Annotated in this window: 11 protein-coding genes; 6 read left to right on the top strand and 5 right to left on the bottom strand. The window is 54.0% G+C overall.

The genetic code is table 11. The annotated features are described in order from the left end of the window. Nucleotides 1–41: 41 nt before the first annotated feature. The 4 genes from PAT3040_RS35790 to PAT3040_RS35775 form a co-directional block, all read right to left on the bottom strand. Entirely contained in the window at nucleotides 42–1,193 is a 1,152-nt protein-coding gene (locus PAT3040_RS35790) for an ABC transporter permease (protein WP_108996336.1), read from the bottom strand. Beyond that, nucleotides 1,190–1,924: an ABC transporter ATP-binding protein gene (locus PAT3040_RS35785; protein ID WP_108996335.1), complete on the bottom strand. Its 735-nt coding sequence runs from the start codon at nucleotides 1,922–1,924 to the stop codon at nucleotides 1,190–1,192. The genes PAT3040_RS35790 and PAT3040_RS35785 overlap by 4 nt, the downstream gene beginning before the upstream one ends. 460 nt (nucleotides 1,925–2,384) lie before the next feature. After that, on the bottom strand, nucleotides 2,385–3,212 hold the full coding sequence (locus tag PAT3040_RS35780; RefSeq protein ID WP_108996334.1) for an aldo/keto reductase: 828 nt from the start codon (nucleotides 3,210–3,212) through the stop codon (nucleotides 2,385–2,387). Nucleotides 3,213–3,242: 30 nt separating this feature from the next. Further along, entirely contained in the window at nucleotides 3,243–4,409 is a 1,167-nt protein-coding gene (locus PAT3040_RS35775; RefSeq protein ID WP_108996333.1) for an iron-containing alcohol dehydrogenase, read from the bottom strand. Between the two features lie 186 nt (nucleotides 4,410–4,595). Between PAT3040_RS35775 and PAT3040_RS35770 the strand changes: the two genes are divergently transcribed. Beyond that, nucleotides 4,596–5,501, top strand: a complete 906-nt coding sequence (locus tag PAT3040_RS35770) for an ArsR/SmtB family transcription factor (RefSeq protein WP_108996332.1) — start codon at nucleotides 4,596–4,598, stop codon at nucleotides 5,499–5,501. Between the two features lie 709 nt (nucleotides 5,502–6,210). Here the strand turns inward: PAT3040_RS35770 and PAT3040_RS35760 are convergent. Then, nucleotides 6,211–6,759 (bottom strand): hypothetical protein, encoded by a 549-nt coding sequence (locus tag PAT3040_RS35760; protein ID WP_258235319.1) that lies wholly within the window; start codon nucleotides 6,757–6,759, stop codon nucleotides 6,211–6,213. A gap of 521 nt (nucleotides 6,760–7,280) precedes the next feature. Between PAT3040_RS35760 and PAT3040_RS35755 the strand changes: the two genes are divergently transcribed. The 5 genes from PAT3040_RS35755 to PAT3040_RS35735 all read left to right on the top strand — a co-directional run bounded on the left by PAT3040_RS35755 (nucleotide 7,281) and on the right by PAT3040_RS35735 (nucleotide 13,346). Continuing rightward, nucleotides 7,281–9,350, top strand: a complete 2,070-nt coding sequence (locus PAT3040_RS35755) for a bifunctional aldolase/short-chain dehydrogenase (RefSeq protein ID WP_108996330.1) — start codon at nucleotides 7,281–7,283, stop codon at nucleotides 9,348–9,350. An 88-nt stretch (nucleotides 9,351–9,438) separates the two neighbouring features. Further along, nucleotides 9,439–9,816: a sensory rhodopsin transducer gene (locus PAT3040_RS35750; RefSeq protein WP_108996329.1), complete on the top strand. Its 378-nt coding sequence runs from the start codon at nucleotides 9,439–9,441 to the stop codon at nucleotides 9,814–9,816. Between the two features lie 31 nt (nucleotides 9,817–9,847). Then, on the top strand, nucleotides 9,848–11,068 hold the full coding sequence (gene rhaI / locus PAT3040_RS35745; protein ID WP_108996328.1) for an L-rhamnose isomerase: 1,221 nt from the start codon (nucleotides 9,848–9,850) through the stop codon (nucleotides 11,066–11,068). Beyond that, nucleotides 11,068–12,549: a rhamnulokinase gene (locus PAT3040_RS35740; protein ID WP_108996327.1), complete on the top strand. Its 1,482-nt coding sequence runs from the start codon at nucleotides 11,068–11,070 to the stop codon at nucleotides 12,547–12,549. The genes rhaI and PAT3040_RS35740 overlap by 1 nt, the downstream gene beginning before the upstream one ends. A 38-nt stretch (nucleotides 12,550–12,587) precedes the next feature. Beyond that, on the top strand, nucleotides 12,588–13,346 hold the full coding sequence (locus PAT3040_RS35735) for a DeoR/GlpR family DNA-binding transcription regulator (RefSeq protein WP_087567252.1): 759 nt from the start codon (nucleotides 12,588–12,590) through the stop codon (nucleotides 13,344–13,346). Nucleotides 13,347–13,349 lie beyond the last annotated feature (3 nt).

Here is a 13,349-nt window from a genome sequence, read left to right as displayed (position 1 = left end):
AGTAAGCTCCTTTTTGTCTAGCTGTAGGTTGCTACAGGTTACTATATTTTGCGATGTTTGCGCAACGCCAGCACGTTGGCTCCCATAAAGAGCAAGGATAAGCCGGCGAGCACGAGCACGTCTCCCGCGATGCCGCTCCAGCCTTCGCCCCGGAGCATGACGCCTCTAAGCGCGTCGGCGCCGTAGGTCAGCGGCATGAGATGGGACAGCCATCTGAGCCATGGGGACATGCTTTCGAGATCGAACAGTCCGGAGAAAAAGATTTGCGGGACGATGACCAGCGGGATGAATTGTATCATCTGGAATTCCGTATGGGCGAACGCCGACAGAAAGGTGCCGAGACTTAGCGCCGTTGCGGACAAGAGCAGCATCACCAGCAGCACGTACCAGATGGAGCCGTCCATCATCAAACCCAGGACATGGACGGAATACAAGGCGATCAGCACCGCTTGTATGCCCGTGAACAAGCCGAAGCCAAAAATATATCCCGCAACGATCTCCCATCTTCTCAGAGGCGTCGCAAGCAACCGCTCAAGAGTTCCGCTTGTTCTTTCCTTTAAAAACGAAACACCAGCGATCAGGAACACGAAAAAGAAAGCAAATACGCCGATGAAAACGGGGCCCAGACTGTCGAATGTCGTCATCGCGGGTCCGCCGTGCAAATATTCGATTGCAGGCGCCGCCGCAGGGCCGGCTTGAGCGCTCGTGCCCTTATCAGCCTCCGAGTGCGCGTTCGACGACGTGTCCGCGACATCATTCAAATGCGCGTTCGTATCCGCTGGCGCCCCTTTGCCTGCCGGCACGCCTATGCCCGCAGACATGCCGGTCTGCCCCAGCCACGCCGAAGCGACTGACAGCACCGCCCGATTGCGGGCCGGATCGCTGCCCTCCAGCCTGATTGCCGGCGCGCTGCCGTCCCACAAGACATAGGCGTCGATGTCCTGCGCCTCGAGCGCCTTCTCCGCCAGCTCCGGACTGCCGAACGCGCGGACATCCGCATCAAGCCCCTCGGCTTGCTTTGCGAGCGAGTCCGGTATGCCGATAACCCCTATCTTAGGCGTATAGGAGTCGCCGTTAAATACAAGATACATAAGCGACAGGACGAGTAGGGGCGCTGCGATCAGCAAGGCCAGCGTCCTCTTGTCGCGGAAAAACTGGCGGATAATCCGGAGCGTTAACGCGCGAATTCTCATCTTGCCGCACCTCCGTAATGAAGAAATGCTTCCTCGATCGTGAAGCTGCCCGTTTCCTGCTTCAACGCTTCCGGTGAGCCGACAGCGATGAGGCGGCCCTCGCGGATCAGGCCGAGTCGATGACATTTTTCCGCCTCGTCCATGACATGGGTTGTGATGAGGATAGTCGTTCCTTGCCGGCTAAGCTTTTCCAGCTCGGACCAGATCGACTTCCGAAGCAAGGGATCTATGCCAACGGTTGGCTCATCGAGAATAAGGATTCTGGGATCGTGAAGCAGGGCGATAGCGAGCGACAATCTTCGTTTCATCCCCCCGGAGTACGAGGCTACGATCCCGTTCATGTGCTCGCCCAGCCCGACCAGCTCCATGACGTACGCGGTTCTGGTTTTCTTTATCGCGCCTTTTAGTCCAAACAGCGCGGCAAAGAAATCAAGATTCTCCTTGGCCGTCAACTCTTCGTACAGTGCGTCGGACTGGGCCATGTAGCCGATTCTTTCCATCATCGAGAGATTCGGCAGCTTCGTGCCCAGCATGACGACTTCGCCTGAGGTTCCTTCGTCAATGCCGGCGATCATTTTGACAAGCGTCGTTTTGCCGGAGCCGGAAGGTCCCAGCAAACCGAATATTTCGGATGATTGGATGTCGAGCGTAATGTCCCTTAGGACGGTTTGATGGCCGAAAGCGCGGCTGAGCCCGCGAACGCGGATGGCGGTATCGATAGGAGCAGACATTCCAAAACCCCCTCGGATAGGAGTGAGTAATCACTCATTTTATGGCATTAGATTACTCCCGGAAGGCTGGAGCTGTCAAGAAAAATCGGATATGCATCGATTTAACGATGCGCTGGTGTCAAATGAGTTCGGTTGGCTTTCGCTAACGGACCTCAAAGCCTCTATTTGCCGCATTTTCGCGATATTGAAAATCTAACAGACTCAGATGACGCTATTTGAAGCATTTCCGCCCATTCTATGCGGTTTTGACGGAAGTAAGGTCGTCTGTGTCCGTTACAATTTGAACAGGCCCCATTTTTGCGAAATAGCGACTGTGGTGTCCGTTACGAACAGGGCGCAGAGCGTAGCGCGGGCAATGTGTACGTGTCAGTCGTATTGAGGAAAAAAAAGCACGGAGACCGTTAAGTCCCCGTGCTTTGACCACATATAGAAGTGTAAATGATTCGCCATACTTTCTCTCTTAGAAGTTGAAGTTGTCCGGATCCGAGCCAAAGCGCTGATTGCGATTCAGCGCGCTGATGGCTGCCATATCCTCTGCGGACAGCTCGAAGTCGAAAATATCGCCGTTCTGCTTCAGACGTTCCGGATTTGTAGATTTCGGAATCGTTATAACGCCCGTCTGCAGATCCCAGCGGAGCACGACCTGTGCGGGAGATTTGCCGTATTTGGCCCCGATGTCGGCAAGCACGGCATGATCCAGGTTGCCTTGCATCAGCGGGCTCCAAGCCGTGACTTGAATTCGATTGCTCTTGCAGAATGCCAAAAGCGGCTCTTGCGTCAGCAGCGGATGGTATTCTACCTGATTGACCATCGGCACGAGCTCGCTGGACTCCATCAGATCCTGCAGGTGATGGATATGGAAGTTGCTGACGCCGATCGCACGGGCTTTGCCGGAGCGGTAGATGGATTCCAGCGCCCGCCATGTATCCTTGTATTTGCTTTTCACCGGCCAGTGGATCAAGAGCAGGTCGACGTAATCCATGCCCAGCCGCTCCAGGCTCTGCTCGAACGCCGCAAGCGAAGACTCGTAGCCTTGGTCCGAATTCCATACTTTCGTCGTGATAAAGAGCTCTTCGCGCGCGATGCCGCTGTTGCGAACGCCGATACCTACGCCGGTTTCGTTGCCGTAGACCGCAGCCGTATCGATATGTCGGTATCCCGCTTCGATCGCAGCTTGTACGGTACGCTCCGTCTCGCCATCGTCCTTTACTTTCCATACGCCCAAGCCGAGCCAAGGCATTTTTAATCCGTTATGCAGCGTTGCGCTGTTCGTAAATGCGGTTGTCATTGTTAGAGTTCCTCCTCGATCGATAGTAGATTAGAGCGACATTTCCAAAATATTGCGCACATCTTGTTGGCCCAGACGTTTGAAGTTGCCGATCTCTCCGTAACGGACGGCTTCCTCCGCCATTCGGTCCAACTGGTCCGCTCCGATGCCGAAGTCGGCCAAGCGGGACTCCGCTCCAATGCGAGTGAAGAAGGCGCGTGTTGCCTCGATGCCCGCAAGTGCAAGCTCATCGTCAGTGCGGTCATCACGCTGGATGCCCCATACCCGCTGCGCGTATTGGACAAATCTGTCGATGCGTTCTTTGTACACGTATTTCATCCAGTTAGGGAAAAGGACAGCGAGACCCGCGCCATGCGGGATATCGTAGATCGCGCTGACTTCGTGCTCGATGCCGTGCGTCGCCCAATCGGTATGCACGCCGACGCTGATGAGCCCGCCGTTCAGCGCCATGGTGCCGCTCCACATCAGATTGGCCCGCGCCACCGAGTCGTTAGGATTGGACAGCGCAGGTTCTACGTTCTCGATGACGGTCTGAAGAATGGATTCGCACAATCTCTCCTGCAGGGGCGTATTCTTGGTCAGGCTGAAATATTGCTCAAACACATGCGACATAATGTCGATGGACCCGTACACCGTATGATTGCGAGGCACGGAGTAGGTAACGGTGGGATCGAGTATCGAAAACTTCGGATAGATATGGGGGCTGCCGCTGCCTCGTTTTAGCTTGGCATCCCAGTGGGAGATAACGGTGTTGCCGTTCATCTCGGAGCCCGTAGCGGCCAGCGTCAGAATCGTTCCCAGCGGGAGTGCTTTCTGGATTCGTGCTTTGCCTACGAAGAAATCCCAGACGTCGCCGTCGTACGGAACGCCGGCCGCGATCGCCTTGGCCGCGTCGATGACGCTGCCTCCGCCGACCGCCAATATAAAGTCCACGCCTTCCCGGCGGCAAATGTCGATGCCCTTCTGCACAGTGGACAGGCGAGGGTTGGGTTCAATACCGGCCAGCTCATGCACTTCGATATCCGCTTGTTTGAGCAGATCGATCGTTTGGTCGTACAGACCGTTCGCTTTAATGCTGTTGCCTCCGTACACAAGAAGGACGTTTCGGCCATATGTAGCGGTCAATTCGGCGACTCGACGCGTTTCGCCTTCGCCGAACACGATGCGGGTAGGATTGTGAAATTGAAAGCTGTTCATGCGGCAACCTCCTTATTTGATGAACTTTTGAGGAAACGTTATATTGGCTACACTCGTTGACGCGATTAATTCTATCGGTAACATATAGGCATGTCAAGAAAACGGGGTAGGATTGAAAAGATAACTTTAAAGTTATATAATGAGGCGACATGAGCACGATTGAAACGAACGGAGAGTAATTCGGTTATGGAGATCGAGGTTTGCAGCGAGAATTTAAAGTTTTTGGAATGTTTTTCGTCTCCGACGCGGGTTCGCATTATCGAGCTGCTGGGAGCCGAAGCAATGAATATTAAAAGTTTGTCCGAAGCGCTGGATATTAAATCGCCTATCGTGACAAGACATATCCATATGCTTGAACAAGCGGGCATTGTGAGATCAGAGATCGTTGCGGGCAAACGAGGCAAGCAAAAAATTTGCCACTTGGACCTATCCCAGGCCACGCTGCGTTTTCGCAAGCATGCTGTGGCAACGGAGCGGAGTCGGTATTTTGTATCGCTCCCTGTAGGGGCGTATTCTTCTTATGAAGTGAAACCGACTTGCGGCATAGCCTCCGCGAACAATATGATCGGGATGTGCGACGATCCCAGATATTTTGCGGATCCCGAGCATGTGCATGCGCGAGTGTTGTGGTTCGGCATCGGTTACGTGGAATACCGGATCCCGAATTACATGGTCAACAACGAGAAACCCGACACGCTGGAGGTTTCGCTGGAGATTTGTTCGGAGACTCCATGCACTGTGGATCATTTGCCTACCGACATCGTCTTTTCCATGAATGGAACAGAGATTGGCACTTGGACGTATCCCGGCAATTTCGGCAACGACCGAGGCATCTACACCCCGGCATGGTGGTACAAAAACATTCATCATGGTCTGATGAAGACGATTCGAATTACGCAGCATGGCTCGTTCATCGACGGCGTCAAAGTATCGGGCGTAACAATCTCGGACTTGGCATTGTCATACGACAAGGAAATTCTGTTCCGAATCTCGTGCAGCGCGACGGCCCGCAATTGCGGCGGCGTCACCTTATTCGGCAAGGGCTTCGGCAACTACAACCAGGACATCGAAGTCACTTTGCGTTGCCTATAGAAGAGAAGGGAGTCGCGTGAGTCGGTGGTTGGCGGGGAAACCTGTTCGAAGCTATCCCCGACCACCGAAAGAGGTCTGGCGAGCCGAATGTAGCGGAAAAATCCACTACATTCGGCTCACCCTGGTCAGATGCGCCAAATGTAGCGGATAAAACCACTATAATAAGCCACACCGTGCCGGATCCGCCGAATATAGCGGAAAAGTCCACTACAATAGGCTCGATTTGATCTGGTGTGCCGAATATAGCGGAAAAGTCCACTACAATGGGCTCGCTCCGATCTGGTGTGCCGAATATAGCGGAAAAGTCCATTACAATGGGCTCGATTTGATCTGGTGCGCCGAATATAGTGGAAAAGTCCACTACAATGAGCTCGCTCCGATCTGGTGTGCCGAATATAGCAGAAAAGTCCACTACAATGGGCTCGCTCCGATCTGGTGTGCCGAATATAGCGGAAAAGTCCACTACAATGGGCTCGATTTGATCTGGTGTGCCGAATATAGCGGAAAAGTCCACTACAATGGGCTCACTTTGCCCAGATGTGCCAAATGTAACTGAATAATCCACTATAATAAGCCACGCCGCATCTGACCCATCGGTTATAGTGGAAAAAGTCACTATAATAAACCGCGCCGCATCTGATCCGCCGACTATTGTGGGAATCCACTACCGTTTGCTAGCGCGTGTTTCATGCTAAGGTTCCACACGCTTTCAAACTAGATCAGTACTTTGCAAAGTGCCAACGTACTCGTAAGAAGTGATTCGCTGAGATACACCTTTTGTTAGCGGTCGGAATTTCCCTTTGTCGACTAAGCTTCGACAGTATTTTGTGATGGTGTATCTGTCTAGCTCTAGTTCTCTCGCTGCTTTGATAGGCCTGATCAAGCGATTGTCCCTGATCGCAATTCGCATCAATTCGCGTTCGGTTTTGCAAAACTTACGCTCGAATGCGCTCGTCCCGACGTTGATGACCGCGGCGTAGGGATTTAGAATGTTGCGGACGACAGATAGGATGAAGGAAGGATTTTCCTTCAACTCGTCCAGCGAAATATAGTAGACCAAACAATTCTGCGATTGAAGGTACAAACCCCGGTTTAGATCTTGACGATACTTTGAGCGATCCGTGCCATGCGAGCCGAAATCCATAATCTCAAACACGATTCGAATGGTCCCAACCAGCAGCATAAAATCCACGAAATAGGATCTCCCACGCCCGTCTCTCACCTCGTACTCGGGGTGCAAACCGTTGAAATGTCCCATTAGCGGCCACCATATCTTCTCGGTAAATAAACGATTGCCGTACCCGTGACCTCGCTTCAAAGCATCAGACCTTTCGCCTGATCGCTTGATTCGATGACTGCTTAACCATCTCTCTTGCTAATATTCAAAACTCATGACTTTGGCTCATCCTTTCCACAAATCGTGATAACCCTTAGATCGGTTCTTGTAAAAAACAGAGCTTCTAAAGTAAAAGCTAAATAGATCGTGAAAATCGAAAATGCCCCGTCTCCTCATTACATAAGGAAACGGGGCATTCTTTGCCGCCTAAATATCTATTGTTTTACTTTGCCACACCAATCGATGAAATGCAAGGGAAGCCTCCCCGAATGGGGTTATGAAGGCAAGGCCGCCGAGAATCCATTCTTCCCTGTGATAGAATTCACCTGTATTCATCTTTGTTTTCTTCCGAAAATAATTGTATTCAAACAAAAACAAAGATGATATACTGGAACCAATCGAAAACAAATAAAAACAAAAATTACTTGGAGGTAAAAGCAAACATGGTGCAATCATTATGGGAATCTTCGAAAGCAGCAGAGCTTAACGGGGGATTGAGCGAGCTGGTATACCGCTCCAACCTGATCGGCACGGACCGCAGAGTGTGCAACTTCGGCGGCGGCAATACATCGACCAAAACGATGGAGAAGGACTTCCGCGGACGCGACGTCGAAGTCATGTACGTAAAAGGAAGCGGTTCCGACCTGGCTACGATGAAAGCGGGCAATTTCACCGGTCTGCGCATGGACGACATTCGTCCGCTGTTCGAGCGCGGCGAGATGTCCGATGAGGATATGGTGGCTTACCTGGCGAACTGCATGATCGATGCCAAACATCCGCGTGCTTCCATCGAAACCTTGCTGCATGCGTTCCTTCCTTTTAAACACGTTGACCATACGCATCCTGACGCGATTATCAGCCTGGCATGCGCGGATAACGGCCGCCAGCTGGCGGAAGAGATTTTCGGCAACCGTTTCGTATGGGTTCCTTATGTACGTCCTGGCTTCACGCTGTCTAAGATGATCGCGGAAGGCGTCCTTAACAATCCTAACGCCGAGCTTGTCATAATGGAGAAACACGGTCTGGTTACTTGGGGAGAAACGTCCGAGGCTGCTTACGCGCAAACCATTCGCATTATCAATGAAGCGGAAGCGTTTATCGAGGCGCGCGTTAACGAAGCGAAGCTGTTCGGCGGAGCGCGTTACGAATCGCTGCCGGCCGATGTTCGCAAGTCGATCGTCGCAGCAGTGATGCCGACCGTTCGTGGCGCCGTCAGCGACGTCAAAAAGATGATTTTGTCCTTCGACGACGCGGACGACGTGCTTTCCTTCGTAAACGGCTCGGATTCCGCAGCATTGTCGCAAGTCGGCGCGGCTTGCCCGGACCATCTTGTTCATACGAAGGTCGTTCCGCTCTTTATCGACTGGGCTCCGAACGCAGACGATGTCGAAGGCTTGAAAGCGAAGCTCGCGGAAGGAATCGCGTCTTATAAGGAACAGTACTCGCAATACTTTGAGCGGAACAAACATGAAGGCGACGTCATGTTCGAAGCGGCTCCTCGCGTCATTCTTATTCCTGGTATCGGCATGATCAACACCGGCAAGAGCTGGGCGATGTCCCAAGTCAGCGGCGCGTTGTATCACCGTGCCATCGCTGTTATGCGCGGCGCAACGGCGCTGGGCAACTTCGTTTCCCTTAGCGAGAACGAGTCTTACAATGTAGAGTACTGGCCGCTGGAGCTGTACAAGCTGTCGCTTGCTCCTGCAGAAGCGGAATTCTCCCGCAAGGTTGCTTTCATTACGGGCGGAGCAGGTGGCATCGGCAGCGAGACGGCGCGCAGACTCGTATCCGATGGCGCCCATGTCGTACTGGCTGACCTGAACCTGGAAGGTGCCCAGAAGGTTGCCGGCGAAATTAATGAGAAGTACGGCGAAAACCGCGCGATTGCGGTAAAGATGGACGTGACGAGCGAGGAACAGGTGGCGGCGGCTTATGCCGAGACGGCGATCGCTTACGGCGGCGTTGACATTATCGTCAACAATGCGGGTCTGGCGACTTCCAGCCCGTTCGACCAGACTTCCCTGAAGGAATGGAACCTGAACATGAACGTGCTTGGCACTGGTTACTTCCTGGTTGCACGCGAAGCGTTCAAATTGATGAAGACGCAAGGCATTGGCGGCAACATGGTGTTTATCGGCTCCAAAAACTCCGTATATGCAGGCAAAAACGCATCGGCATACAGCGCGGCGAAAGCGCTGGAAGCGCATCTTGCCCGTTGCATCGCAGCAGAAGGCGGCGAGTTCGGCATTCGCGTCAACACGGTTCTGCCGGACGCGATTCTGCAAGGCTCCGCGATCTGGAACGGCAGCTGGCGCAACGAGCGGGCAGCCGCTTACGGCATCGAGCCGGATCAACTGGAGGAGTACTACCGCAAACGTACGACGCTGCTCGTTAATATTTATCCGCGTGATATTGCGGAAGGCATCGCCTTCTTCGCTTCGTCGAAGGCAGACAAAACGACGGGCTGCATGTTGACGATTGACGGCGGCGTACCGGCGGCGTTTACTAGATAACGAGATAATAATCGGGCCAAAGCGGTCCGCCTGCATCCATGATTAACGGGCGCCAGGCGGACCTATCGCCTAAGAAGGGGTGATCGGCATGTTCCAGGCCAAAGGAGAGAAGCATTGGATCATTCCGGACGGATTTATTCCGCCGGACAGCTCGGGCAGCTTGACCAGTCATGAATCCGTTTGCGTCCTTAATACGTCTTCGGAAGAGGCGTTGCTGAGATTTACGATCTTTTTCGAGGATAGGGAACCGATGGAGGACATGATGCATGTTGTGCCGGCGAGACGCACGAAGCATATCCGGACATCTTCCCTTCAGAAAAACGGCGCAGGCATTCCGGTGGGCGTGCCTTATGCGATCGAGGTAAAAAGCGATATTCCCGTTATTGTGCAGTACAGCAGACTGGATTCCACGCAAGCGGAGAATGCGCTGATGTCGACAATGGCGTTTCCGTTGAAATCGAAATAATACCATTCAATTATAGAGAGGGTGCCGTAACATGACAGATCGCGCGTATTCGCTGTTCGAGGAGCAGCAAGGGGCAAGAGGCATTAATTTAAACGAAGTGAAAGCGAAGCTGAAAGGACTTAGCATCGAAACTCCGTCCTGGGGCTATGGCGATTCCGGTACGCGCTTTAAGGTGTTCCAGAAGGAAGGCGTGCCGCGCAATCCGTTCGAGAAGTTCGAGGATGCGGCTCAGGTGCACAAGCTGACAGGTCTTGCGCCGTCTGTTGCGATCCATATTCCTTGGGACAAAGTGGAAGATTACGGCAAGCTGAAAAGCCACGCGGAGAGTTTGGGTCTCGCGATTGGCGCGATCAATCCGAACCTGTTCCAAGAAGATGATTACATGCTGGGCAGCGTGACAAATGCGGATGCCGCCATTCGCCGCAAGGCGACGGATCATCTGCTGGAATGCGTCGACATCGCAAAGGAGACGGGTTCGCGCGATATCAGCCTGTGGTTCGCGGACGGCACGAACTACCCGGGACAAGGCAACATTCGCAAACGTAAAGCATGGATGCAGGAATCGCTGGGCGAAATGTATAAAGCGCTTGCGCCAAACATGCGCATGCTGATCGAATACAAATGCTTCGAGCCGGCGTTTTATCATACGGATCTCGCGGATTGGGGCATGGCGTACAACTTGGCGCAAAAGCTGGGACCGCAGGCCGAAGTGCTCGTAGATACGGGCCACCATCTGCAGGGAGCCAACATCGAGCATATCGTCGCTTATCTGATCGACGAAAAACGTCTCGGAGGTTTCCACTTCAACAGCCGCAAATACGCGGATGACGATCTTATCGTAGGTACCGTCAATCCATACGAGCTGTTCCTGATCTTCTATCAAATCCTGAGCGCGGCGAGCGACCGCGACGAGGCGATCCAATCCTGCGTGAACAATATTGCGTACATGATCGACCAGTCGCATAATATCGAAGCGAAAATTCCAGCGATGCTGCGTTCCGTGCTTAATGTGCAAACGCAATTCGCGAAAGCGCTGCTTGTTAATCACGAGGAAGTCGAAGCGGCAGCAAACCGCGGCGACGTGCTGGCTGCCGAACATGCGGTGCGCAGCGCATTCGAATTCGACGTTGCTCCGCTGCTGCGGTCGTACCGCGAAGAGCAAGGTTTGTCCGTTGATCCCATGGGCGATTACCTGGCCTCCAGCTACGGGAAAGACATTGCCGTCAGAGGCAAGGGCGGTGCGAGCTGGTGATGCAGAAGCATGTACTGGCTTTCGATCTCGGCGCCAGCAGCGGCAGAGCCATGCTGGGTCGGCTCGAGGACGGCAAAATCGTTCTCGAAGAGCTGCATCGCTTCCCGAACGACCCTGTGCAGGCAGGCGGACGGCTGCATTGGGACATTCTTCGCTTGTTGCACGAGCTGAAACAAAGCTTGCTGAAAGCGAAACATCGCGGCATCAAGCTGAGCAGCATCGCCATCGATACTTGGGGCGTTGACTTCGGCCTGCTGGGCGGTCCCGGCAACGAGCTGCTGGGCAATCCCGTCCATTATCGGGATTCACAGACCGATGGAGTGATGGAGCGTCTCATTGGCGAACTGTCGGCGGAGACGATCTTCGACCGATCGGGGATTCAGTTTCTGACGTTCAATACGCTTTATCAGCTTGAGGCCATGAAGAAGGCCGGTTCTCCGCTGCTGCGCGAAGCGAAACACTTTCTGATGATTCCGGCTCTGCTGCGTTACTTCCTTACGGACGAAATGCACAATGAATTCTCGCTGGCGACTACGACGCAAATGTACAACCCGGTAACGGGCGATTGGGATGACGAGCTGCTGAAGGCGGTAGGCGCGGACCGTTCGCTGTTTGGTCCAGTCGTTCAGCCCGGCACGCCGGTCGGTCGGCTTAGCGAATCGGTATGCGCGGAGCTGGGCATTGAGCCGGTGCCGGTAATCGCAGTAGCCGAACATGACACGGGCTCCGCCGTTGCGGCGGTGCCGGCGAAGGATCGCTCGTTCGCTTACCTGAGCTGCGGCACATGGTCGCTGATCGGTACCGAAGTAAGCGAGCCTGTTATGGGAGCGAAGGCGCTGGAGCTGAACTTCACGAATGAGGGCGGCGTATACGGCACGTACCGGCTGCTCAAAAACATCATGGGCCTCTGGATCTTGCAGGAATGCAGACGCGAATGGGAGCGCGCAGGCGTTAAGTATACGTTCCCCGAGCTGGTGGCGAAGGCGTCTGCTGCTGAGCCTTTCGCATGCTTCATTGATTCCGACGACGAGCTGTTTCTGCCACCCGGCGATATGCCTGGCCGCATTCGCGAATATTGCGAGCGGACGGGACAGAAGGCGCCGGAAAACGAGGGAGCTTTCGTACGGGCCATCCTGGAGAGTCTGGCATTTAAATACCGTTATGCGCTGGAGCAGACTGGGCAGCTGTCCGGCGTGACATATAGTGGACTGCATATGGTCGGCGGCGGCATTCAGAACACGCTGCTCTGCGAATGGACGGCGAACGCGATCGGCAAGCCGGTATGGGCAGGACCAATCGAAGGAAGCGCAATCGGCAATATGCTGGTACAATGGATAACGAACGGCGAATTGAGCGACATTTGGGAAGCGAGGCGCGTAGTCGGCGATTCTTTCCCTGTAGATGTCTATGAGCCCAAGGACGGGCCGCAATGGGAAGAGGCTTATGTCAGGTTCTTGGCCGCTACCGGCTTGACGGGCTAAAATAACGTGATCGATGATGGTCGGGAAAGAGGGATTCTATGCTGGTTGCGGAACGATACGACTTAATTGTACAGCTGGTTAATGAGAGAGGCAGTATTCGCGTGACGGAACTCAGCGAGCTGTGCCAGGTGACGGAGGAGACGATCCGCCGCGATCTGGACCGCTTGGAGCAGGCCGGCCGATTGCGCCGCTCCCATGGCGGTGCAGTGAGCGTAAAGGAGCAGCAGCCGGAGATTCCTTACTTTGAAAGGGAGATTGTCCGGGCAGACGAAAAACGGCGAATCGCCGAGGAAGCCGTGAGCTTGATCCGCCCCAAGGAGCGGATTTTGCTGGATGCCAGCTCCACGGCTTGGTATATGGCTCAGAGCATGCCGGATATTCCGCTGACGGTGCTGACCAATTCCATCAAGGTAGCGATGGAGCTGGCTGGCAAGGAGCGGATCGAGGTCATTTCGACGGGAGGCATTCTTGCTTCTCGCAGTTTGTCCTATATCGGACCGCTGGCGGAACGTTCGCTGGACGCCTATCATGTCGACCGGGCGTTTCTCTCCTGCAAGGGCGTTCATCTGGACCGGGGCATCAGCGAGTCCAACGAGCTGCAAGCACGCATCAAACATCGGATGGTTGGCATGGCCGATGAAGTCGTCTTGCTCGCGGACTCCAGCAAATTCGGCGTCCAGGCGTTCACCCATGTGGCCGAGCTTGGCGCAATTCATCGTATCATTACGGATAACGGGCTGACCCCGGAGCTGGGTGCAGAGCTTCGGGAACGCCAAATTACCGTTACGACGGTTTAACAG

This window comes from Paenibacillus agaridevorans, from assembly GCF_003112455.1.
GTDB classification, from domain to species: Bacteria; Bacillota; Bacilli; order Paenibacillales; family Paenibacillaceae; genus Pristimantibacillus; species Pristimantibacillus agaridevorans.
Note: the sequence above shows the minus strand (reverse complement) of the source record. Positions and strands in the feature narration are given on the sequence as shown.

What these genes read in the sequence shown, in the direction of transcription:
- PAT3040_RS35740 (WP_108996327.1), top strand. Translation starts at nt 11,068, where the DNA reads ATGCAGAAGCATGTACTGGCTTTCGATCTCGGCGCCAGCAGCGGCAGA.
- PAT3040_RS35735 (WP_087567252.1), top strand. Translation starts at nt 12,588, where the DNA reads ATGCTGGTTGCGGAACGATACGACTTAATTGTACAGCTGGTTAATGAG.
- PAT3040_RS35780 (WP_108996334.1), bottom strand. Translation starts at nt 3,212, where the DNA reads ATGACAACCGCATTTACGAACAGCGCAACGCTGCATAACGGATTAAAA.
- PAT3040_RS35760 (WP_258235319.1), bottom strand. Translation starts at nt 6,759, where the DNA reads ATGGGACATTTCAACGGTTTGCACCCCGAGTACGAGGTGAGAGACGGG.
- PAT3040_RS35785 (WP_108996335.1), bottom strand. Translation starts at nt 1,924, where the DNA reads ATGTCTGCTCCTATCGATACCGCCATCCGCGTTCGCGGGCTCAGCCGC.
- PAT3040_RS35775 (WP_108996333.1), bottom strand. Translation starts at nt 4,409, where the DNA reads ATGAACAGCTTTCAATTTCACAATCCTACCCGCATCGTGTTCGGCGAA.
- rhaI (WP_108996328.1), top strand. Translation starts at nt 9,848, where the DNA reads ATGACAGATCGCGCGTATTCGCTGTTCGAGGAGCAGCAAGGGGCAAGA.
- PAT3040_RS35790 (WP_108996336.1), bottom strand. Translation starts at nt 1,193, where the DNA reads ATGAGAATTCGCGCGTTAACGCTCCGGATTATCCGCCAGTTTTTCCGC.
- PAT3040_RS35770 (WP_108996332.1), top strand. Translation starts at nt 4,596, where the DNA reads ATGGAGATCGAGGTTTGCAGCGAGAATTTAAAGTTTTTGGAATGTTTT.
- PAT3040_RS35750 (WP_108996329.1), top strand. Translation starts at nt 9,439, where the DNA reads ATGTTCCAGGCCAAAGGAGAGAAGCATTGGATCATTCCGGACGGATTT.
- PAT3040_RS35755 (WP_108996330.1), top strand. Translation starts at nt 7,281, where the DNA reads ATGGTGCAATCATTATGGGAATCTTCGAAAGCAGCAGAGCTTAACGGG.